A 22,429-nucleotide genomic window follows, 5' to 3' on the forward strand; every position below is an offset into this window, starting at 1 on the left:
GCCGCCTCCTGAGAAAGGTTGATCGCCCCATGGATGTCCCCACGTCACACAGTGGATTGACCGGCGACAGGCGCGACCGCAACCGGCAGTTGAACACGGAGGAGTTCGAGCGCGGTGCGACGGTACTGAAGAGCCGTCCGCGCGTCCTGTTCGTCGAGCTCACGGAGAATTGCAACCTGTCCTGCCCGATGTGCCGGTCCAACTCCAAGTTCGACAAGGCGAAGAACATGTCTCGCGAACTGTTCGAGCGTGTCGCGTCAGAATTGTTCGACACCGCGGAGATCGTGGATCTCCGGGGCTGGGGAGAGAGCACGATCCTCCGTGACTTCCCGGACTATGTGGACAGGACACTGGCATACGGTTGCCGGCTCCGGATCGTGACCAACCTGACGGTCCCCAACGAGGAACTCTGGCGCAAACTCATGCGGCACAAGGCACTGATCGCGGTCTCGCTCGACGCCGCCGAGCAGAGCACACTCTCCGTGCTTCGGCGGGGCGCCAAACTCGATGTCATTCTGCGGAATCTGGAAATCCTGGCCGACGAGGGAAGGGCGTGCGGCACCGGCACGGACAACGTGCACCTCAACGTGGTGGTGCAGCCTGCGGCACTCGGCGAGCTGCGGGAGATCGTCCGGCTCGCCGGCCGTCTGGGGTTCCGTGTGCACCTCAACCCGCTCAGCGCCGGGCACGACGACCCCGACAACCTCCGCTTCCACCGGCAGGAACTCGCAGCAGCGCTGCGTGAGACCGCCGAGCTCGCCGAGGCGGAGAACGTGGACGTGCGTCTGGCCGCCGCGCTGGACGAGCTGTGGGCCCTGCCCCAGCACGCCGCCCATACCTGCACGCATCCCTGGATGTACTGCTACGTGAATTACCGGGGCATGGTCGGGTTCTGCGACCACCTCATAGGGGATCCCGGCGACAGATACCTTCTGGGAGATCTGAGGACGCACTCGTTCGAGGAGATCTGGAACGGTGACGCGTACCGGCAGTTGAGGGCCGAGCACGTCCGCTGGGAACAAGGCATCTCCGCGCGTTTCGAGGAGTGCAACTGGTGTTACCGGAACCGGTACACCGATTTCGAGCAGGAGACCTATCCGCCGTACGAGAGCCACACAGTCCCGCTCACCCCCGGCTCCTGCCCCGCCATGAGTCTCACCCGCACACAAACTTCTGCGCCGGTTCCTCGGCGGTTGCTTCCCGTCGTCGAGACCGGAACACGGTCGTCGACATGTGGCGGCTAGGGTCTGTCGTTTGGATCATCCCGGCGTCACGGGGCCTGGCACACACATCCGCGGCGTTGTCGTCGGTTTCCCCCACTCTCGGCTTCGCTCGAGCGGGAGGGGCCCTCTTCGCTCCGCGTTGTCGCCCTCCTCCGCCTTGCGTCTGCACGCACCAGGCCCGCTCGGGTTGGTCCCACGGCGCCGCAGGCCATGCCGGGCTGATCCAAACGACAGACCCTAGTCGCAGATGACCTCTGAAAGGATCTCCACCGATGCACCAAGGAAATTGGCCTGCCTGGCCGGAGATTGACGAATGGTCGGTGCAGGCGGTGTCCGCCGCGATGCTGAGCGGTCGGCTGTCCGTCAGCGGAGCGAAGAGCACCTGGGCGTCGCGCAACCAGCTCGCCGCGGACCGGCTCGGCACCATGACCGGCCGGCGGCACGCGGTCCTGACGACCAACGGCTCCAGCGCGATCGTCGTGGCGCTGCACGCTCTCGGCATCGGCCCGGGGCACACCGTGCTGCTGCCCGCCACCACCTGGGTGGGATGCGCCACGTCCATCCTCAGGGTCGGCGCCACCCCGGTCTTCCACGACGCGTCGCCGGACTCCCCCTGCGGACCTGTGGGGGAGGTGGCCGACGCTCCCTCGGCGATTCTGGCGATCCACCTGTACGCCCAGCACTGCGACATCGATGCCTTACGCGCACGATATCCGGGCGTACCGATCATCGAGGACGCGTCACACAGCCAGCTCGCGCTGATGTCCGACGGGCGCCGTATCGGCTGTCTGGGCGATGTCACCATCATGAGCTTCCAGGCGACGAAGATACTCACCTGCGGTGAGGGAGGGGCCCTCCTCACCGACGACGGCGAGATGGCCGCACGTCTTCAGTCCGCAGTCATGGACTCCCGGCGATTCACCGACGAGCCGGCAGCCACCGCCGCGCACGACCTGGTCGCCGCCGGGAACCTGCACGGCGCCAATCACGCCCTGTCCGAGACCGCCGCGGGTCTGCTGTTGGATCAGCTGAGCAAGTTCCCGGCCCAGGCCCGGCGCCGGGCCGAAGGCGCCAGGTCCTTCGTCGAGCAACTGGCGGGGTCGGGATGGCTGCCCCGGTACGATCCGGGTGCCCTCGCCTCCGGTGCCTTCTACGGCATGGCGCTGCGTATTCCCGAGGGCGCGGGCACCCCCGAGGACGTGGTCGCCGCTGTCCAGAAGAAGACCGGCCTGATCCTGGACCGTGTGTATCCACCGATTCCGGAGAGTCCGCTGTACCGGCCGGACACGGTCAAGCAGTATCGCGCGGCCTCCGGGACTCCGGCGCGGCCGGTCCCCGTGTCGGGCTCCTGGCACACGCGGCACGTGGTGGTGCCTCACCAGACCTTCCTCGCCTCCGCCGAAGCGATCCGGTCGCTTGCCGAGGTGCTGGTCGCGCTGGAGAGCACCAGCGAGGCCGCCTTCACAGTGACGGCCACCGCACCCACCGTCGACGTCGTCGTCATCACCACGGGTGATCGGCCGACGATCAAGGAAGCGCTCGCCAGCGTCGCCGCGCAGAACACCAGGGCGACCGTGAAGGTGACCGTGTGGGTCGACAGTCCCGAGACCGGGCTTCCGGACCTCGGCATGACCGCTCCCGACCAAGTCGTCCGTATCGCCACCGACGCACTGCCCGCACGCTCGGTCGAGCGCATCGGCAAGCTGCGGGAGCTCGCCATACGCGCCTGTGACGCTGACTACGTCGCCTTCCTCGACGACGACAACATATGGGAGACCGACCACCTTTCGAGTCTGCTCGCCGTGGCTGAACGCGGTTACCCCGCCGTGCACTCGTGGCGGGCGCTCATCAGCGCCGAGGGCGTCCCTGCCACCGTGGACCGCTTCCCCTGGCTCCCGCCGGGCGCCGCCGCCGTCGAGCGGCTCCAGGTGCTCTCCCGGCTGGGAGTCATGGACCCCGGCAGCCCGGTGGTCCGGGACAGCTCCGACTTCGTGCACGAGGACACCCGGGGAATGGTCGACATGGGTGAGTGGCTCTTCGATCGCCGGCTGCTGCGGACGCTGCGCCTTCACCGGCCACGCACCCCCCGGGAGACCGAGCAGCGCGTGGGTGAGGACGACATCCTGCTCGAACAGTTGCGGGCCTTGCACGTCCCCATCGCCTGCACGCGCAGGCCCACCTTGCGGTACCGGCTCGGCGGCCTGTCCAATCCCGAGTTCGGACAGGCCGTATGACGGGCACGGACAAACCGGCGACGGGGACCTCGACCTCGGGCGTCCATGTGGCCGTGGTGGGTGGCGGCAGATGGGGCAGGATCCTCACCCGTACCCTCGCAGCCCACCCGCTCGTCGAGCGGATCACTGTGGTCACGCGGCGGAACCGGGACAGGTGCGGACGCGGACTGGCCGAGCCGGGGGCCCCGGCCCGGATCACCGTTGCCGCCGACCTGTCCGAGGTACGGGGCGTGACGGCAGCCGTGGTGGCCACACGTGCCTCGGAACACTTCGGCACAGCGGCCGCTCTGCTGCGCAGCAAGGTGCCCGTCCTGGTGGAGAAGCCGTTCGTCGAGACAGCGCAACAGGAGCGCGAGCTCATCGAGTTGGCCGCAGAGCACGGCGTCGCCCTGGGCATCGACCACGAGTTCCTGCTGGCCGCCTGGGTGGAGGAACTCCGCGACCTGGTGGCGGGCAGGCCCGCGCCCACACAGGTGGGTTTCGTCTGGCACGAGCCGCGCGAAGTGCTCCGACACGGGGAACGACGCCGCACGGACCTGACCGTCTCCGCCTGCCGTGACCTGTTTCCACACGTACTGAGCGTGCTGACCACGGTGTTCGGCCCCGGTGGACTGCGCCTGGACAGCGCGACGTCGCGCTTCTCGGACGACGGGTTCGACGCCGCCTTCACCTGGGGCGGAATCGCCGTGCGCTGCCAGATCGTGCGCAACGCGGCCGCACAGGTTCGGGAACTCACCATCGGCTACCGCGACAGTCCGGCATGGGTCGTCGACTGGCGTACCGAGCCGGCGGTGCTGACCGGGCCGCAGGAGCGGACGGTGCTGGGAGCCGGCCGCCCCCGCACGCTCGAACTCGCCGTCGACTCCTTCCTGCGCCACCGGTCCGGCACGGCCGAGGAACGCGAAGACTTCGACGGGCGGTCGACGTGGCCTCTCGCTGCCACGGCTGCGGGGCCGGTGCTCGAAGGGGTGCGCACGGTGGAGGACGCTCTGGCCGGTCAGGCCCGGAGAGCCGTTCTGGACGCGTGCTGCCGGCCCGAGGGCGACGGGGAGGCCGCGGCCGCCGCCCTGATGACGCATGTCGCCGAACCCCTGGAGCGGGCGGGGCTGTCTCCGTCCGCGAACGACTGGCACGCGGTGAGGGACTACGCCGGGAAGCTGGTGACCCTGGCCCGCCGGTACGGCACCGAGCCCTTCACGCCCCTGGAGGACGCCCGAGCCGAGTTACGCATGGACCGCGGGTCCTTCGCCCGACTCGTGGACATCCTCCGCACCACACCGGCCGTCCGGGAGTCGGTGGTGCGGGGTCCCGCCGCCAAGTACTGGGCCAACACGGTCCTGCCGCTGGAACGAGCCGGAGCTTTCGACGCCGTTCTGGAGAACAGGCCGTCCTTCCCTTCCCGCATCGGTCTGTATCCGGGTCCGACCTGTATGTTCCGCTGCAGCTTCTGCGTCAGGGTGACCGGCGCCCGCTACCAGACGACAAGCCTTGCGGAAGGCAACGCCGCGCTCGCCTCCGTCATCGAGGAGGCTCCCACGGCGGACCCGTTCACCTTCTATGTGTCGGGTGGTCTGGAGCCCCTGACCAATCCGGGTCTGGGAAGCCTCATCAGCCGTGCGGCGGAGCGCGGCTTCTCCGTGCCGCTCTACACCAACTCCTACGCCCTCACCGAGCACACCCTCAGGCGTCAGCCGGGGCTGTGGCGGGCGTTCTCGATCCGGACCTCGCTGTACGGAACGGATGAGGAGGAATTCCGTACGACCACGACGCGAGCAGGCGCCTTCGAACGCGTCACCAAGAACATCCAGGATTTCCTGCGCCTGCGCGCGGAACGCCACGAGCCGGTACGGGTCGGGCTGAACTACGTGGTCCTTCCCGGCCGGGCCTCCCGAGTGGTCAAGGTGATCGAGTACATCGCGCGTCTGAACGCGGCTTCCCCCGTGCGGCCGGTGGACTTCCTCACGCTTCGTGAGGACTACAGCGGTCGTCCCGAAGGAGTGCTCTCGGAAAGCGACCGGTCGGAGCTGCTGGACGCGCTGTGCCTGGCGGAGGAACGGGCTCGTGAGCTGACGCCGACACTGGACATCGACCTGGGCTACGCACTGCACAGCATCAGGGCGGGTGCGCCGGGGCAGCTGCCCATGCCCTCGCACACCACGATACGGCCACGGGGATATCCGCAGGTGTCCGTCGTCACGGACCTGCTCGGTGACGTGTACCTGTACCGCGAGGCAGGCTTCCCCGACCTCCCGGGAGCACGCCGCTACGTCATCGGCCGGGTGCAGGCCGGGAGGACGAGCCTGTCGGACATCATGGAGACTCATGCCGCCAAGGACGAGGGTACCGATCCGCGCGACGGGGACCAGGCGTTCCTGGACGCCTTCGACCAAGTGGTCACCGCGCGGATGCGCCAGCTCGAGTCCGACATCGCGGCGGGATGGCCGGCACACCGGGGCCTGCTGCGCTGAACCTTCGCACTTCTGGCGGATGCCCCTGTTCACTGCCCCCTGAGCGTGAGGAGAGACCGCGCGTGTCTGCTGACCCACCCGACTTCGGCCACCATGTCGAGGCCTTCCGCTCGCACGGTTACGCGCATCTACGGGGTGCGCTCGGCTCCGACGAACTGGCAGCCCTGAAGGAGGAGGTGATCGACGGGTTGCGCCGCAACTACCCCTGGCCGCCGAAGCCGCCGGCCAAGGCGAGTGGCTACGACGGCTACTACCTTCCCCTCATGGGCGCGACAAGCCCCGTCAGCCGGTCGCTGCTGAACGACCCTCGCCTGCTCCACCTGGCCGAGCGGCTCCTGGAGCGGCGCGTCCTGCCCAAGCCGGCAAAGGGAATCCTGTACCAGGACGCCAGCGCCTGGCACCGGGACTCCGCCGACCCGAACCTCGACGCCGTCAAGATGGTGATCTACTTCGAACCGCTCGAAGCCGACTCAGGCGCGTTACGCGTGATCCCTGGGTCGCACCGGCCCGACGCTTCCGAGGCCTTGGCCCGACGTCGTGCGGAGCAACCCGTCGGCATGCCCCTGGACGAGGAACGGGAGGACCGGGAATGGCCTGGTCTCGTCCTGTCGACCGAACCGGGCGACATCCTCGTCTTCGACGTACATCTCTGGCACGCGAGTCTCCACGGGCGCGGCCGTCTCCAATGGAGCGTGTCGTACGTGGCCGAACCTCTCACCGCGGCGGAACAGGACAGTGCCCGTTCCTACATAGCGTCCTTCCTGACGGCCGGTCACGCCTATGACACCGTGGCGTTCCCCTACTACGATCCCGCCTGGCTGCGGCCCGACCGTCCCGGTTTCGCGGACGACATGGACCGGCTGGGACTCTTCGGCCACGGTGGCGCGTCATGACCGCGCCCGACGGCGGCTACTACGCGAAGCGTCCTCGCGGCGATGCCGAGGCACTGGTGGCCGCGGCGTTCTCCGAGGCCCTGGGGGTGGACAGCGTCCAGGGGAGTGACGACTTCTTCGTGCTCGGCGGCGGTCCCCAGGAGGTCTCATGGGTCGCCGCATCCCTGTCGAGGTCGTTCTCGGTCACCGTCACGGCCGAGACGGTCCGGCGGCACAGCACACCCAACACACTGGGCTCCCATCTCCGGACACTCCAGACCCGCTCGGGGGGTCATCTCGACTGTCTGCTGGTGACCCAGGGCAACGACCACGAGGAAGGTAATCTCTTCTACTTCCACTCCGCTTCCGGTAACGCCCTGGCCATCGGCCGGATGCGCGGCGCTCTGCCCTGTCGCCCGGTGGGGGTGCGGGCGGCCGGCCTGTTGGGGGAACGCGAGATCCCTCGGACGGTCGAGGGGCTGGCGGATGTCTACTTCCCGCAGGTCAGGACACTACAGCCGGAGGGCCCCTATCATCTGTCCGGATTCTCGGCCGGTGGCCTGATCGCGCTTGAGGTCGCCCATCGGCTTCGGGCTGCGGGACAGGACGTGGCGCTGCTCGCCATGTTCGACACCGACCCTCCGGGTGTCACCTTCCCGGACCGGCTGGCGGACCCGCTGGAGGATGCCCAGGCGCTCAAGCGCGGACGTCTCGGTGAGCTGCTCCGCCGTGTCGGCAGATCGGACGTGCCCTCGGACGACCCGGCGGACCCCCGGGTCGTCGAGGCGCTGCGGCAGGGCAATGCGCTCGCCCCCGACATGGGGGCCGAGGCACTCGACCGGCAGCTGGAAGTCTTCGTACGAGTGGCCCGAGCCATCGAGCGGTACAGCCCGCCGCCCTACACGGGCATGGCGCATCTGTTCACTGCCGAGGCCGATACCGCGAGCGTGGAGAAGTGGCATGCGTATGCGCCGAAGCTTCAGCACATCCACGTCGGAGGCGAGCACTACGAGTACCAGATGTTCTCCAACGACATCGTCGTGAACACCCTCAAGAGCATCCTCCAGCCGTCATCGCCGAGGTGAGATCGTCGGCGACCTCACGTTTCGGACGACAAGGCGAGGATTCAGCAGGTCCGATCGCCGGGTGAGAACCGCCCGGCGTGCGAGTGCCATCGCACCTCTCAATCCCCAGAAAGAGGCGGAAAATGACATCGCTGCACGACTTCTACGACCCGGATCTCTACGACAGGAAGGTGGGCCTTTCCCCGCGCGTCGAAGAGCTCTACACGGCGGCGCTCGCGCCGGTATCGCTGCCGGCGACCGTGATGGAACTGGGCTGCGGAACCGGTGACGTGCTGCGTCCCCTTGTGCGCAAGGGATTCCGGGTCATCGGCGTGGACCGCTCGGCTGCCATGCTGCAGCGCTGCCGGCAGCACCTGGAATCCGAGGGTCTTCAGCCGCAGGCGGATCTGGTGGAGATGACCTTGCCCGCCCTGCCGGACACCACCGCGGTCGATGCGATCATCGCCCCCAACGACTGCATATCCCACTTGCTGACCAACGACCTGGTCCTGGAACTCTTCCGCAACGCCCGGCGGGTGCTGTCCGAGAAGAACGGCGTGCTGATGCTCGACGTCTCACGGTTCAACGTCGCCTACCTGGGCAAGCTGGCGGGTCCGGACGGTGACCTGACGCGGACTCACGGAATCTACGAGCTGACGGACGACCAGTATCTTCGGGTCGGTGAGCAGAGTCGTTACCGTCCGGACGACGGTGTCCTCACCTGTTCGTTCCGCTACGAACTCCTCTCGGGTTCCGGAGAAGTCGAGTCCGTCTGGTACAGGACCCTGCGCATGTACCCCAGGCGCGCCCAGGAGATCACCATGCTGTTGGAGCTGGCGGGGTTCTCCGTCGTCCGTGTCCAGACGACGGGTCTGCCGGCCGGGATGGACAGTGTGTTCGTCGAGGCGGCGCTGCGCTGATCCCGATGCGCCCGCGGCTCATCGTCTCGCGCCTGCGGAGGGACAGCACGCGCCTCTGACGGCGTGACGCCCGGGACGGGCCAGGCCCCGGAGCAGTTGATCGAGATGTCTGACGTCTCCACCACACTGCTCGGGGGCCTTCAGGCGCTCGCCGCCTCGAGTACTCGATCGAGCACGGCTTGCGTGGGCAGCGAACGGAGGGTGGCCAGGAACTCGGTGTGCATGTAGCCGTCCCCGCCGGACGGCAGGGGGCCGAGCATCGCATCGGCCAGTCCCCGCAGGTGGTTGAGGCTCATCGCGAGCTGCATGGCGAACGACGTCGGCCTCATCCCTGCCGGGCCGTGCACCTGGCGGTACGCGTCGACCGTACGGGCCACGCCGTCCCCGTCGACCCTGCCCTCGTGCACATGCCAGCGAACCAGCGCCGAGGCGAGTTCACGGTCGGCCGTGGAGGGGCCGACGTCATCCCAGTCGAGCAGAACATGGGTGCCATCGGGGCGCCGCAGCACATTGTCCGGTTTGAGATCCAGATGGCAGGTGATGAGGCCGGTGCTGTCCGGTTCCACCACCTGTGCGGTCAGCTCGAGGACGAGCCCGAGCCGCTCCCGCAGTTCGGCGCACCACGGAGCATCGGCGCGCCGGGCCTTGTCCACGATCCCCTCCCAGATCTGCGGGTCAGGTGCGGACCGGTACCAGGAGAGGTACGGACTGGGCATCGGCGGTATCCGCAGTCCGTGCATGCGCCCGAGCGCCTGACCGAGCCAGTCGGCGGTGTCCGGATCCGATGCCGAAACAGGTCCGCCTTCGATCCAGGAGAACAACCGCACCCAGATCTCACCGGACTCGCTCTCCAGGCCTGTCATGTATTCCCCGTCGACACCGGGAATGCATTCAGGAGCAGCTATTCCGACGCCATGGACCGAGTTCCGGAAGGAGATTTCCGCAAGGACGTCGTGCTCGGCTTTCCCCCAGAGCAGTTCCTTGACCGCATAAGCCTCTCCGATCCCGGTGTCCAGCCGCCACAGACGACCCATCGCCCCTCGGGCGACCGGGCGCACCGTCGCGCCCTCACTCGGCAGGCCGAAGCGTTCGCATATCCCAGGAAGTATCTGTTCCAGTCGTTTCGCCGCTGGCACCCATTCAGAACCGGGCGATGAACTGGGCATGTAACAGAACTCCTTTGCCGCCTTGCACCTGTGAAAATGGCACGCGCCGAACGGAACCAACGCGGAGTGGATTCCCGAAGGCCCAGTGTACTCACGCGGTTCTGGTTCAACAGGCCCAGCGGGCAGGCAAGTACGCGACGGATTTTTCGACTCGGGTGCAATATCCCCGCGAAGAGCGCCCTTTGAGACACGTTGCAGACTCATCGGCGCAATCCAGCCAAACATTCTTCGCCGCCAGCCGGGAGCGGGCGGTTGACGAGCGTCACGGGTGCCCCGGCGCCGACAGGGGACGTCAACCCAGCGTGGAACCGCCGCCACGCATGGCCCGCTCCGGGCCCGGCCTGTCGTGCGCGGTGCCGGCGGACTCGGCGGGTGCGAGTGCGGCGAGGAGCCGCAGTTTCTCGTCGCTGTCGCTGTCCTTGTCGGGGTAGTAGACGACGAGGATGACGTCATCGATGGGGAGTTTGTCCCAGTGGAGGCGTAGTTCACCGACGACGGGGTGGTGGACCGTGGTCGGGGAGTTTGTCCCGGTGGAGGCGTGGTTCACCGACGACGGGGTGGTGGACCGTGGTCGTGCCTCCGTCGAGACCGCGGACGTCGTGGCGGGCCCACAGGGTGCGGAACTGCGGGCTGGCCAGTGCGAGTTCTCCGGCGAGCTCGACGAACCGGGGGTTGTCGGTGTCGTCGCCGATGCTGGTGCGAAGAGCGGCGACGACATCCGCGGTGGCTTGTGTCCAGTCCTGGTGGAAGGCCTGTTCCTCGGGATCGAGCAGGAGAGAGCGCAGCCGGTTCTGGCCGGGCCGCAGCCGGGGGGAGAACGCGACGGCCATGGGGTTGGAGGCCAGGACGTCGAACGCGCGCCCTTCGACGAACGCGGGTGTCTGAAGGTGGGCGAGCAGCTCGTGCACCCGCGCCGGTGCCTGCTCAGGCCGCTTGCGCCGTGGACGACACCGTCCGCGAGAGCCTCGGCGTATCCGGTGACGACGGTGCGGGGCGTGGCGACAACCCGGCGGTGACCATACGCACGGAAGGAAGCACCACCATGTTCAGCATGGCTTCGGGGACGCTCACGCCCTCGGCTGCAATCAAACACATGAACGATGAATCGTCGTGGCTCCAGCTGCTTCGCTTCGCCAGGCGCGTGAATGGTCCAGCAGGCGACGGCGGCTCTCGCTCAGATCGACGGCTGGATCGCGATGGAAGAACGGCGCGAGGCGGAACGGCGACGGGGTGAGGGATGGGTCGCCTCCTCCTGAATGGCTGATCCAGCGCGGGCTCAACCGCATGAACGTCGACGCCGTGCACACCGGCGAGTGCTGGGCGGCGGCCAAGAGCGGCCGGTGCCGAACCGAGAACGAGGCACGATTCGTGGACCGCTCGCGGACGCGGTCCTAGCCGGTCGAAGTACGCCTCAGCTGACCCGAAGACCGACCGCCAGAGTCAGTTCAAGGACCCGGTGCGGCGATGCGAGATCCGGAAACAGCTCCCGCAGCTGCGACATCCGGTACCGGACGGTCTGGGGATGGACGAACAACGCCGCCGCCACCTCGTCCCGCCTGCCCTGGTGCAGCAGCCACGCCCGCAACGTCTCCTCCATCCGCCGCGCGGTCGCGACGGGCAGGGTCCGCAATGGCGCGAGGGCTCGGGCCCGCAGGTCTGCGAACGCGTCCACGTCGGCGCTCAGCACCAGCTCGGGCAGGTGGTCCTCGGTGTCGCGAATGTCAGAGGAGAGGGAGCGCGCGCGTACGGCTCGTGCGTACGAGGCGGACGCACGAGTCCATGGCCGGGCCGGGCCGACCACGGCGGTGCGGTCGGTCAGCTGCCGCAGGAGATGTGACCGGTCGGCATCGGGGACGAGCAGCACACCGGTGGCGTCCGGCAGATCGTCGAGGACGAGGGCGCTCGGGTCGAGCGCACGGTAGGCAGGCCGGGCCTGGGCGGCGGGGAGCAGGACCGCGGTCAGCGAAACCGGAGGCTGCCACCCGGCCCGTTGAGCAGAGACAAGCAGCACGTCCGGGCTCGCGCCGGCGAGGAGGTCGCGGGCCAGGTGTTCCAGGTGGCGCTCGTGGTCCCGGCCCCGGGCGGCCAGTTCGTCGGCGTGGCCCGCGGCGCTCGCGGCGGAGAGCTCGTCGATGTAGGCGAAGGTCAGCTCGGCGAACTTGGCGACCTCGGCGGCGGGCAGACCTGCGGGGACGGCACCCGCTGCCAGGCATCGCCAGGCCACGCGGGCGCCGACACGGTAGGCGCTGAGCAAGGCGTCCATCGAACGGCCGTCGCGTACTTCGCCGCGGCCCAGCTCGTAGGCCGCGTCACTGGCGTCGCCGCCCGTGGCGTTCCCGCTGGCGAGGTCCAGGTAGTGCCCCAGGGCGGTGCGGACGGCTCGGCGGATGGTGGCGCCCATGTGGCCCGACAGGGCGTTGGCGTAGGGAGGAACCTCGTCGATGATCGCCTGGACGACCTCGTCGGCGGTGCTCCTCAGCGTGGCCCGAAGTGCGGTGACCGTCGTCTCGTCGAGGGCCAGTTCGCTGGCCCTCTGGATTGCATGGCTCACGTTTTTGTTCCCTGCGAACAATTCAGTCGACCAAATTTACGTCCTGCGGTCAGGACTTTACGCCCTGAGGCGCAGCAAGCTGGAGTAATGACGAGTACAGCCCTGCACAGCAGGGCGTGGAAACTGCTGGAAATGGTCACGACACCGCTGCTGCCGTCGGACTACCTCGACCTGGTCAGCCCGCTGCGTGCGGGCGCCGACCTGCGGGGGCGCATCGAGGCCGTCCACCCCGAGACGGGTGACGCCGCGACTGTCGTGATCAGGCCGGGACGGGGCTGGCGCGGGCACACAGCCGGTCAGTACGTACGGATCGGGGTCGACGTCGACGGGGTACGCCTGTGGCGTGCCTACTCCATCACCTCGCCGACAAACCGCCGAGACGGCCGCGTCACGATCACCGTGAAGGCGATCCCGGACGGCAAGGTCAGCAACCACCTGGTCCGCAGGGCGAAACCGGGCACGCTGATCCAGCTCGACCAGGCGACCGGTGACTTCGTGCTGCCGCAGGCCAAGCCCGCCAAGGTGCTCTACCTGACGGCCGGCAGCGGCATCACGCCCGTCATGGGCATGCTGCGCGACACCGAATTCGACGACGTCGTCATGGTCCACTGCGCGCCACAGCCGCACGACGTGATCTTCCGCAACGAGCTGCACGACCTGGTCGCGGACAAGAAGCTGCAGCTCACCGAGGTGCACACCGACACAGACGGCATGCTCGACATCACCCGTCTCGACGAACTCGTGCCCGACTGGGCCGAGCGCGAGACCTGGGCCTGCGGGCCCGCGGGCCTGCTCGACGCCGCCGAAGAGCACTGGACCGAGCACGGCGTCCAAGAGCGCCTGCACACCGAACGCTTCCGCCCCAGCGTCGTCGTCGCCGGCGACGGCGGCGAGGTCACGTTCAGCGCCACCGGCAAGACCGTCGACGCGGACGGCGCAACGCCGTTGCTGGACGTCGGCGAAGAGGCCGGCGTGCTCATGCCCTCCGGGTGCCGGATGGGCATCTGCTTCGGCTGCGTCACGCCGCTCAAGGCGGGCGCCGTCCGCGACCTGCGCACCGGCGAGATCACCGAGGCCGAACCGGGCGTCCTCATCCAGACCTGTGTGTCCGCTGCCGCGGGCCCCTGCGACATCGAACGGTAGGAACAGCTTGACCGCCATCGACCCCACCGCCCACCTGACCGCGGAGCAGATCGAGGAGCTCGGCCGCGAGCTGGACGCGATCCGCGACGAGGTGATCGCCAGCCGCGGCGAGAAAGACGCCGCCTACATCCGCAAGGTCATCTCGGCGCAGCGCAAGCTCGAGCTGGTCAGCAGGGGCGTGCTGCTGTTCTCGTTCTTCCCGCCGGCGTGGCTGATCGGCACCGCCGGGCTGTCCGTGGCCAAGATCATGGACAACATGGAGATCGGTCACAACATCCTGCACGGCCAGTGGGACTGGATGCGGGACCCGAAGATCCACTCCACCACCTGGGAATGGGATCACGTCTCGCCGTCCGACCAGTGGAAGCACTCGCACAACGAGCTGCACCACAAGTACACCAACGTGATCGGCAAGGACAACGACCTCGGTTACGGCATCATGCGCGTCGACGAGGACCAGAGGTGGCACCCGTTCCACCTCGGCCAGCCGCTGTGGAACTTCATCAACGCCTGCTTCTTCGAGTACGGCATCGCAGCCTACGACCTGGAGCTCGGCAAGAACCTGCACAAGCGCCGCCGCAAGAACCCGGAGTTCCGCGCGCGGGCCAGGGCCGTGGGCCGCAAGATCCGCAAGCAGGTGCTCAAGGACTACGTGATCCACCCGCTCCTGTCGGGCCCGTCGTTTTTCAGCACACTCGCCGCCACGTTCACCGCGAACCTGGTCCGCAACATCTGGTCCCACTCGGTGATCATGTGCGGGCACTTCCCCGAGGGCGTACAGGTCTTCGAGCGCCGGTCGATCAAGGGCGAAACCCGCGGCCAGTGGTACCTGCGCCAGATGATGGGCTCGGCGAACATCAGCGGCAGCAAGGCCATGCACTTCATGACCGGCAACCTGTCGCACCAGATCGAGCACCACCTGTTCCCGGACCTGCCGAGCAACCGGTACGCCGAGGTCGCGGTGAAGGTGCGCGCGCTGTTCGACAAGTACGAGCTGGAGTACGTCACCGGGCCGCTGCCCAAGCAGGTGTTCTCCGCGTGGCACAAGGTCTTCCGGCTCTCGCTGCCGAACAAGAAGCCCAAGGTCGAAACGCCGGCCCCCGAGCAGGAGCTTGTCGCGGCCTGATCCCGGTAGGCCGCGACGACGCAGCGGGCCACCTGCAATACACCCGCCGCAGCACCACGCTGTCCCAGGCGCCCAGCCGCTCCCCGGCCGACCCGCCGGCCCCGCCAGGGGGCACGCACCCGTGGGAGGGCTGGACGTTCAGTGCCGAGTGGGGATCGCACCGGACCCTCGATGTGCACCTCGTGCAACCCGACATCGTGATGGACGTCGCTGTCGACGTCGCCCGGGACGGTGCCGGGCGGTGGCGGCATCCGGCCCGGCCGCATCGGGTGCGCACGGACGTCGACGTGGCGCAGGTACCGCTGTCATCGCGATGACCGTCTCGCTGACCGTCATCGCGTGCGAAGCCCCCGAGCGGCCCGCGCTCTTGGGCATGCCGCCCATCTCCTCGTCGTGGTGTGCCGCTACGTCAGGTGCGGTGCGGACAGCCGCTGGATCTGATCCGCCGTGGCGGCCTTGAGCATCCCGAGCACGCACAGCACATCGGCGCGCAGCCCGGTCGACGATCCCGCCTCGTTCGTCTTGCGCTTGCCCGCCATCAGCCCCGCCCTCCCGTGCGTCGCGACCGGCCACCGGCCAGGCGCATCAGCGGCCCACCGTGTCTCGGTGTGACCGTCGAGGCAGCGGCGCCCTACGGGTGTCCGATCGCCGGGGTGGTCGGCATCGTGCCAGGTCAGGGCGTCGGCGGGAGTCCTGAAGGGCGAGTGGTACGTTGTGCGACCTGCGCCACTCGATGGCCTGGGTTGGCAGTCGTTTCCTTGAAGCGGCAAGTACGCGCGGCCATCGTCAGGATCGTGACGTCGGTGCCGACGGCGATTGTCGTCAGTGATGACGCGGTGCTCTCGGGAACCCGGGCACCGGTTCCGGTGGGATCCCTGGTCGGTCTCTTGGCAGCAGCACTTGCAGCCCACCTGGCCGGGCCTCGCAGGTGATGGGAAGAGGCAGTGTTGCGGACTCACCGTCGATCCCTGCGTGCAGTTGCCGAGCCTGGCCGTGCAGAAGGATGCAGTCCGCCGTCCAGGTGATGGCTGCGTCGTCTTCCGGGCCTGTGCCCGGCTGCTGCTGTAGCAGCCGGCTGCGGATGTTTCGGCGGAGGTCTGCCGGCGTGTCCGTCGGGCGCTTGAGCACGATGCCGCCGAGCACTCCGGAGGTGAGCGTGAAGCGGCGCCCCAGGTAGCGCGGGGTGGCGATGTGGTACGGATTGTTGGAGACCAGCACCACTTGCGGGGATCGGACGGTTCCCCGCGGGGTGTCCACGTCGGCCTCGACCCCATGCGCTCCTTTGAGGTAGTCGGGGGCGAGCGAAGCGAGGGTTCGCGCCTTGTCCTCCCGGTACCCGGGCTCCAGCAGGGCGTCGGCGTAGAAGCCGAATGAGACGTTGTTGAGGAAGACGCGCGGGCCCACCACGCCGAGATCCACACGGGTGAGCACGCCATCGTTCAAGGCGCTCAGCGAGGAGACCGGGTTGCTGATGTCGAGGCCCAGATCCCGGGCGAAGTGGTTGCGCGTGCCCGCCGGGACCACCAGCAACGGCCGATCCGTGGCGGAGGCCACCGCGGCCACGGCCGACACCGTTCCGTCGCCGCCGGCCGCCCCCAGTATCTCAGCCCCCTCCTGGACCGCGTGCCGGGCGAGTGATGCCGCATCCTGCTCCGTACTGGTCGGCCAGACCTGTGCGCCCATGCTCGCGGCACGGTTGGCCAGGTCGAAACGAGCAGTCTTGCCGCCGCCCGAGCGTGGATTGGCCATGACCACCACCCGGGTACGTGCCTCAGCTCCAGCCATCACCGCACCCCGCTTCCGTCGCGCCCGTCGGTCGCTGACCGACCGATCGGGCCCGTTGGACCAGGCTGGCATACCCCTCCGTCCGTCCGCGCGACCGACAGCGACCATGCCGGCGTGGAGCTGGGTGAGCAGGCCGCGTGTCCGGTCGGAGGTGCAGACTCGGTCGCGGGGTCCTGGTCGAAGCCGACCGTCACGGTCGGCTCGGCGGTGATCTCGTCGGTCAGTTCCAGCGAGCACAGGGTGTGCGGCAGGGTGCGGGCGGCGTCCGCGATCACTGCGGCGTCTTCGCGTCGGTCTTCGCCTCGCCCGGGTGGGAGATCGCGATCCGCCGCATCGCGACTCCGGGCAGGCAGGCGACCTTGTAGCGGGCGTGCCGGGCGACGGGCAGCGGGAGGGCTCCGATCGAGGCGGGTTGGTCCGCGATCACAGCACGGTGCCGAACCTCGCGGCGGGCTCGTCCGAGAGGGCCCGCAGTTTCGGCTCGCTGTCGGGCAGCTGCTGGTCGAAGGCCTTCTCCCCCGGCCTGTGTGAGCCCGTGGCGGTGAGGGTGCTCTTGCCGACGTCCAGGCCGGGGAAGACGCCCACGTCGTCGAGGTCTGCCGCGTCGAAGGGTCGAGCCCCGTTTCGACGACGGGGCCTGATGCCGGTCGTGCCGCCTGTCACTCTTCCCCTTCCCCGCGGGTTCGCGCGGGGTGGTTTTCCACGCCGGCGATCGCGGCGTCCAGCGCGCAGGTGAACATCGCGTCGATCACGTCACTCGAGGGCGCGGGTGCCTCGCCGGCGTCGGGGCCGGCCGTCGCAGGCGGGAAGGTGCTCCACCGCTGCAGCGCTCCGGTCAGTTCGCCGACCAAGAGACCGGTGAACACGGCGCGCAGGGTGGCGGCGACGCGTGGGACTTCCAAGGCAGGCAGTTCAGCGGCGGCCAGTGTGTCGGTGAGTCCACGCCAGAACGGGTCGTCCGGCTGGATGAAGTCGGCGCGTCCGAAGGAGTACCCCATCAGCTTGGGGTGACGATGCGCCAAGGCGCGGAAGTCCAGCGCCAGTTGACGTAGCCGCTCCTGCCAGGAGGCGTCCTGCCGCTCCGGCGTGCGGAACTGCGAGCCCACGCGCTCGGTCACGCCGCGCAGCACGGCGTCCTTGTTCGGCACGTGGTGGTACAGCGACATCGGGTTGGCGTCCAGCTCTGCGGCGAGTCTGCGCATGGTCAGCGCCTCGACCCCGTCGGCGTCGATGAGTTCCAGCGCCTTGGCGCAGATGCCGTCCTCGGTGAGCGGTACGTCCCTCTTCCTCGTCCCCCGGGGAGCCTTCTTTTGAGTTTCCATACGCCGTATGGTACCACTGAAAGCAGTTCCATACGCCGTATGGAAACGAGGATCCGTTGCCCGTCAGCGGCTTCCCAGGCATGCACAGCCCCTTGCCCCTCCTCCTTCCTTCTCCGCACAAAGGAGCAAGCCATGGCCACGCAACCCGTGACTGATCTGCGTCCCATCCGGTCCCCGCGCGGGATCCCCCTCCTCGGCCACACGCCACAGATCCCCGACACCAACCCCGTCGCGTACTTCGGCGAGCTGTCCAAGCAGTTCCCGGAAGGCATCTACGGCATGGACATCGCCGGCATCGAGCAGGTCTTCGTCTACGACCCGGACCTGGTGGCCGAGGTCTGCGACGAAACACGGTTCTTCAAGCAGATCGAGAAGACGCCGCTGCAGCACGTCCGGGACTTCGCGGGGGCGGGCCTGTTCACGGCCCACCAGCACGAAGAGGAATGGGGCATGGCGCACCGCGTCCTCATGCCGGCCTTCAGCCAGCGCGCCATGAGGAACTACTTCGGGCAGATGCTGGAGATCGCCCAGAACCTGGCGGGCAAGTGGGAGCGCAGGGAGGGGCAGCCGGTCAACATCACCGACGACTACACCCGGCTCACCCTGGACACGATCGCCCTGTCGGGGTTCGGCTACCGGTTCCGGTCCTTCGACGAAGAGAAGCTTCACCCCTTCCTCAACGCGCTGCTGGGGGCGCTGGTGGAGTCGCTGCGGCGCTCGCAGGAGCTGCCGATGATGACCAGGTTCCGCAAGGCAGACGACAAGAGGTACCGCGAGAACATCCAGCAGATGCAGGAACTGGTCGAGCACGTGATCAAGGAGCGCCGCCGGGGTGAGGGCGGCGGTGAGGAAGACCTTCTGGGGCTGATGCTGGAGGCCACCGACCCGGAGACCGGCAGGCTGCTGGCCGACGACAACGTCCGCGACCAGGTGCTGACGTTCCTGATCGCCGGCCACGAGACCACCAGCGGCCTGCTCTCCTTCGCCACCTACTCGCTGATGCGCAACCCGCACGTGCTGGCCCAGGCGTACGCCGAGGTGGACCGCCTGCTGCCCGGCGACACCGTGCCGGACTACGACACGATCATGAAGCTGGACGTCATCCCGCGCGTCCTTGAGGAGACCCTGCGCCTGTGGGCTCCCATCCCGTTGATCGCCAAGGCGCCGCTGGAGGACACCGTCATCGGCGGCCGCTACGAACTGAAGAAGGGGACGCGGGCCAACATCCTGATGGGTCCGCTGCACGGCCACCCCGGTGCCTGGGAGCGGCCGCAGGAGTTCGACATCGACCGGTGGCTGCCGGAGAACCGCGTGCAGCAGCACCCGCACGCCTACAAGCCGTTCGGCAACGGCGTACGTGCCTGCATCGGCCGCCAGTTCGCGCTCACCGAGGCCCGCCTGGCCCTGGCCCTGGTGTTGCAGAAGTTCAAGTTCTCCGATCCGAACGACTACACGATGGACGTCCGGGAAGCGCTGACCCGCAAGCCCGGCGACTTCGAACTCGTCGTACGCACCCGCCAGGACCACGAGCGGACCGTGTTCGGTGCCGCCGACATCCGCAGCGACGACGAGCAGCGGCGGGCCGCGGTCAGCGGCGTCGGTGTGAACCTCACCGTCGCGTACGGCTCCAGCCTCGGCTCCTGCGAGGACCTGGCACGCACGATCGCCGACCGCGGCGAGCGCTCAGGGTTCGGCACCACGCTGACGAGCCTGGACGAACTGGGTGACAACCTCCCCGCCGACGGGCTGCTGGTCGTCGTCGCCGCCAGCTACAACGGCAAGGCGCCCGACAACGCCCAGCGCTTCGACGACCTGGTCGCCGCCGGACTGCCCGAGGGCTCGCTGTCCAGGGTACGGTTCGCGCTGCTCGGGGCCGGCAACACCCAGTGGGTTGCGACCTACCAGGCGTTCCCCAAGCGGATCGAGGCCGCACTGCTGGCCGCCGGTGCCACGCCGCTCGTCGAGCGCGGCATCGCGGACGCCGCCGGTGATTTCAACGGCATGGCCAGTCGCTGGATGGACGGCCTGTGGGCCACCCTGGCCGGGGAATACGCCGCCGACACCTCCGAGGCCGGCGGCCCGCGCTATGAAGTGCAGCTGCTGACCGAGGCGGACGTACGGCCTGCGATCGTCTCCGAGCAGGCTTACCCGCTGACGGTGGTGGCCAACGAGGAACTCGTGTCCGACGCGACCGGGTTGTGGGACTTCGGCATCGAGCCGCCGCGCCCCTGCGCGAAGTCCCTCGTCATCGAGCTGCCCGAGGGTGTCACCTACGACACCGGCAACCACCTCGCCGTCTTCGCCAAGAACGAGCCCGCGCTGGTCGACCGCGCCCTCGCCCGACTCGGCGTCGACCGTGACCAGGTGCTCCGGCTGGAGCAGCCCGCAGGCGGCCGGACTCACCTGCCGGTGGGCACACCCGTCACCGCCGGTCTGCTGCTCACCGAGTTCCTGGAACTGCAGGACCTGGCCACCCGCTCCCAGATACAGACTTTGGCCGAGCACACCGAATGCCCCTGGACCAGGCCGCGGCTGGAGGCGTACACGGCCGACACCGAGGAAGCCGGAGAGCGGTACCGGAAGGAGATCCTCGACAAACGCGTCTCGGTGCTCACCCTCCTGGAGCGCTTCCCCGCCGTCGAACTCCCGCTCGCGGTCTTCCTGGAGATGACGGGCCCGATCCGCCCCCGCTTCTACTCCGTCTCCTCCTCCCCGCTGGCCAGGCCGCGCCAGGTGCGCCTGACCGTCGGCCTGCTGGAAGGACCGGCCCTGTCCGGCGACGGCCAGTACCGCGGCACCTGCTCCTCCTACATGGCGCGGCTGGAGCCCGGAGACGTCGTCTACGGCTACGTCCGCGTGCCCTCCCCGACCTTCGCCCCGCCCGCCGACCCCACCACGCCGCTGATCCTCATCGGCCCCGGCACCGGCATCGCACCGCTGCGCGGCTTCCTGGAGGAACGCGCCCGGCAGTACGAGAACGGCGTCGAGGTGGGCCTGTCCCAGGTCTTCGTCGGCTGCCGCCACCCGCAGCACGACTACTTCTACCGGGACGAGATGGAGATGTGGGAGCTGTCCGGCATCGCCCGGGTCCACACCGCCTTCTCCGCGGTGACCGGCCACCCGGCCCGGTTCGTGCAGAACGCCATCGCGGGCGCCGCCGACACGGTGTGGCAGGCGCTGCAGGACGGCGCGTACGTCTATGTCTGCGGTGACGGCCGCCGTATGGCGCCCGCCGTGCGCGAGGCGCTCGCCGCAGTCCACCGCGCGCACACCGGCGGCGACGACCAGGCCGCCCAGCGGTGGCTCGCCCGGTTGGAAGCCGACGAGCGCTACCAGCAGGACGTGTTCGCCTGATCCCCAGACGCCGGGAGGCGTGCGGTCCCCTCCCTGGCCGTAGGCCTCCCGGTCCCACCCACCGGCACAGAACCACCCGGCACCACCGGCCCGGACCACCGGTCCGTGCCGCCCGCGGAAAGCCTCACAGAAAGCAGATCCCCATGGACACCATGCTCGCCGGACGCTTCCACCTGGACAGCAAGAAGTTCGCCGTGGAGGAGGTCCCCGTCCCCGTGCCCGGCCCGGGCGAGGTCCTCATCGAAGTGAAGGCCGCCGGCGTCTGCCTTTCGGACGTCCACCTGATCGACGGCTCCCTCGTCCCGCTGTTCGCCACCTCCGACACGGTCACCGTCGGCCACGAGGTCTCCGGCGTGATCCACGCCCTCGGCCCCGGCCTCAGGCGCGGCCTGGCCGTCGGCACCCGCGTCACCCTCGAGGCCGGCAAGACCTGCGGTCGGTGCCCCGGCTGCGTACGCCACCGCCCCTGCACCCAGATGCTCACCGCCGGCATCGACTACGACGGAGGCTGGGCCCAGTACACCCTCGCCCGCGAGGACACCCTCATCCCCATCCCCGACAGCCTCCCCTTCGACCAGGCCGCGATCATCCCCGACGCGGTCTCCACCCCCTACGCCGCCGTCGTCGCCACCGCGGGCGTCCGCCCCGCCCAGTCCGTCGGCGTCTGGGGCGTCGGCGGAGTCGGCGCCCACAACGTGCGCCTCGCCCGCCTGGTCGGCGCCGCACCGATCATCGCCGTCGACCCGCTGCCCAGCGCCCGGGAGCGCGCCCTGGCCTTCGGCGCGGACCTGGCACTGGACCCGGCCGCCCCGGACTTCGCCGACCGGGTCCGCGCGGCCACCGGCGGACGGGGCCTGGACTTCGCCTTCGACTGCGCCGGCGTGCCCGCCGTCCGCGAGCAGGCCGCCTCCGTACTCGGCCTGGGCGGCTCCCTGATCCTGGTGGGCATCACGCCGCACCCGCTGACCATCAGCGAGGGCCTGACCTTCAACTACCTGAGCAAGCAGGTTCGCGGTCACTACGGCGGCTTCCCGGAGTCCGTCACCGAGCTGGTCCGGCTGACCGCGGCCGGCCGTCTCGACCTGGCCCCCTCCATCACCGACCACATCCCGCTCGCCGAGGCGGCCGACGCGGTCAACCGGCTGGAGAACAAGATCGGCGACCCGATCCGCCTCGTCCTCGTCCCCTGACAGCTGCTGAG

General features: G+C 68.9%; 15 protein-coding genes and 2 pseudogenes. 10 read left to right on the forward strand and 7 right to left on the reverse strand.

Annotated features, from left to right (window positions below):
* The first annotated feature begins 56 nt into the window (after positions 1-56).
* The 6 genes from ACFY30_RS18635 (at position 57) to ACFY30_RS18660 (ending at position 8,781) form a co-directional block, all read left to right on the forward strand.
* Positions 57-1,244, forward strand: coding sequence for a radical SAM protein (locus ACFY30_RS18635; protein WP_390846247.1), 1,188 nt, complete (start codon positions 57-59; stop codon positions 1,242-1,244).
* Between the two features lie 251 nt (positions 1,245-1,495).
* The gene (locus tag ACFY30_RS18640) at positions 1,496-3,457 is read left to right on the forward strand and encodes a DegT/DnrJ/EryC1/StrS family aminotransferase (RefSeq protein ID WP_390846248.1); all 1,962 of its coding nucleotides are present in this window, start codon (positions 1,496-1,498) and stop codon (positions 3,455-3,457) included.
* Positions 3,454-5,925 carry a dTDP-4-amino-4,6-dideoxy-D-glucose ammonia-lyase gene (desII, locus tag ACFY30_RS18645; RefSeq protein WP_390846249.1) on the forward strand — a complete coding sequence of 824 codons (2,472 nt, stop codon included), beginning with the start codon at positions 3,454-3,456 and terminating at the stop codon, positions 5,923-5,925. Before ACFY30_RS18640 ends, desII begins: the two co-directional genes overlap by 4 nt.
* A 62-nt stretch (positions 5,926-5,987) precedes the next feature.
* Positions 5,988-6,818, forward strand: coding sequence for a phytanoyl-CoA dioxygenase family protein (locus ACFY30_RS18650; protein ID WP_390846250.1), 831 nt, complete (start codon positions 5,988-5,990; stop codon positions 6,816-6,818).
* On the forward strand, positions 6,815-7,882 hold the full coding sequence (locus ACFY30_RS18655; RefSeq protein ID WP_390846251.1) for a thioesterase domain-containing protein: 1,068 nt from the start codon (positions 6,815-6,817) through the stop codon (positions 7,880-7,882). The genes ACFY30_RS18650 and ACFY30_RS18655 overlap by 4 nt, the downstream gene beginning before the upstream one ends.
* A 122-nt stretch (positions 7,883-8,004) precedes the next feature.
* Positions 8,005-8,781 carry a class I SAM-dependent methyltransferase gene (locus ACFY30_RS18660; RefSeq protein WP_390846252.1) on the forward strand — a complete coding sequence of 259 codons (777 nt, stop codon included), beginning with the start codon at positions 8,005-8,007 and terminating at the stop codon, positions 8,779-8,781.
* A 140-nt stretch (positions 8,782-8,921) separates the two neighbouring features.
* Here the strand turns inward: ACFY30_RS18660 and ACFY30_RS18665 are convergent, their stop codons facing one another.
* From ACFY30_RS18665 to ACFY30_RS18675, 3 genes and pseudogenes are all read right to left on the reverse strand, one after another.
* Positions 8,922-9,947, reverse strand: a complete 1,026-nt coding sequence (locus tag ACFY30_RS18665) for a phosphotransferase enzyme family protein (protein ID WP_390846253.1) — start codon at positions 9,945-9,947, stop codon at positions 8,922-8,924.
* A 292-nt stretch (positions 9,948-10,239) separates the two neighbouring features.
* Positions 10,240-10,891 (reverse strand): annotated as a pseudogene (locus ACFY30_RS18670) (hypothetical protein); the annotation flags it as partial.
* Between the two features lie 467 nt (positions 10,892-11,358).
* Positions 11,359-12,498 (reverse strand): PucR family transcriptional regulator, encoded by a 1,140-nt coding sequence (locus ACFY30_RS18675; RefSeq protein ID WP_390846254.1) that lies wholly within the window; start codon positions 12,496-12,498, stop codon positions 11,359-11,361.
* 87 nt (positions 12,499-12,585) lie between these two features.
* Between ACFY30_RS18675 and ACFY30_RS18680 the strand changes: the two genes are divergently transcribed.
* Positions 12,586-13,641 carry a ferredoxin reductase gene (locus ACFY30_RS18680; RefSeq protein WP_390846255.1) on the forward strand — a complete coding sequence of 352 codons (1,056 nt, stop codon included), beginning with the start codon at positions 12,586-12,588 and terminating at the stop codon, positions 13,639-13,641.
* Between the two features lie 7 nt (positions 13,642-13,648).
* Complete coding sequence (locus ACFY30_RS18685; RefSeq protein WP_390846256.1) at positions 13,649-14,767, forward strand: fatty acid desaturase family protein; 1,119 nt, start codon at positions 13,649-13,651, stop codon at positions 14,765-14,767.
* A 404-nt stretch (positions 14,768-15,171) separates the two neighbouring features.
* Here the strand turns inward: ACFY30_RS18685 and ACFY30_RS18690 are convergent, their stop codons facing one another.
* From ACFY30_RS18690 to ACFY30_RS18705, 4 genes and pseudogenes are all read right to left on the reverse strand, one after another.
* Positions 15,172-15,306 (reverse strand): hypothetical protein, encoded by a 135-nt coding sequence (locus ACFY30_RS18690; protein ID WP_390846257.1) that lies wholly within the window; start codon positions 15,304-15,306, stop codon positions 15,172-15,174.
* Positions 15,307-15,589: 283 nt separating this feature from the next.
* Entirely contained in the window at positions 15,590-16,516 is a 927-nt protein-coding gene (locus tag ACFY30_RS18695) for a diacylglycerol/lipid kinase family protein (RefSeq protein WP_390846503.1), read from the reverse strand.
* Between the two features lie 132 nt (positions 16,517-16,648).
* Positions 16,649-17,194: pseudogene (locus ACFY30_RS18700) on the reverse strand (transposase); the annotation flags it as partial.
* A gap of 17 nt (positions 17,195-17,211) precedes the next feature.
* Positions 17,212-17,874, reverse strand: coding sequence for a TetR/AcrR family transcriptional regulator (locus ACFY30_RS18705; protein ID WP_390846258.1), 663 nt, complete (start codon positions 17,872-17,874; stop codon positions 17,212-17,214).
* 132 nt (positions 17,875-18,006) lie between these two features.
* Between ACFY30_RS18705 and ACFY30_RS18710 the strand changes: the two genes are divergently transcribed.
* A complete protein-coding gene (locus ACFY30_RS18710) occupies positions 18,007-21,228 on the forward strand; it encodes a cytochrome P450 (protein WP_390846259.1) in 3,222 nt (1,073 codons plus the stop codon).
* A gap of 143 nt (positions 21,229-21,371) precedes the next feature.
* Positions 21,372-22,418, forward strand: coding sequence for a zinc-binding dehydrogenase (locus tag ACFY30_RS18715; RefSeq protein WP_390846260.1), 1,047 nt, complete (start codon positions 21,372-21,374; stop codon positions 22,416-22,418).
* Positions 22,419-22,429: the final 11 nt, after the last annotated feature.

The organism is Streptomyces sp. NPDC000345 (assembly GCF_042898825.1).
GTDB lineage: Bacteria > Actinomycetota > Actinomycetes > Streptomycetales > Streptomycetaceae > Streptomyces.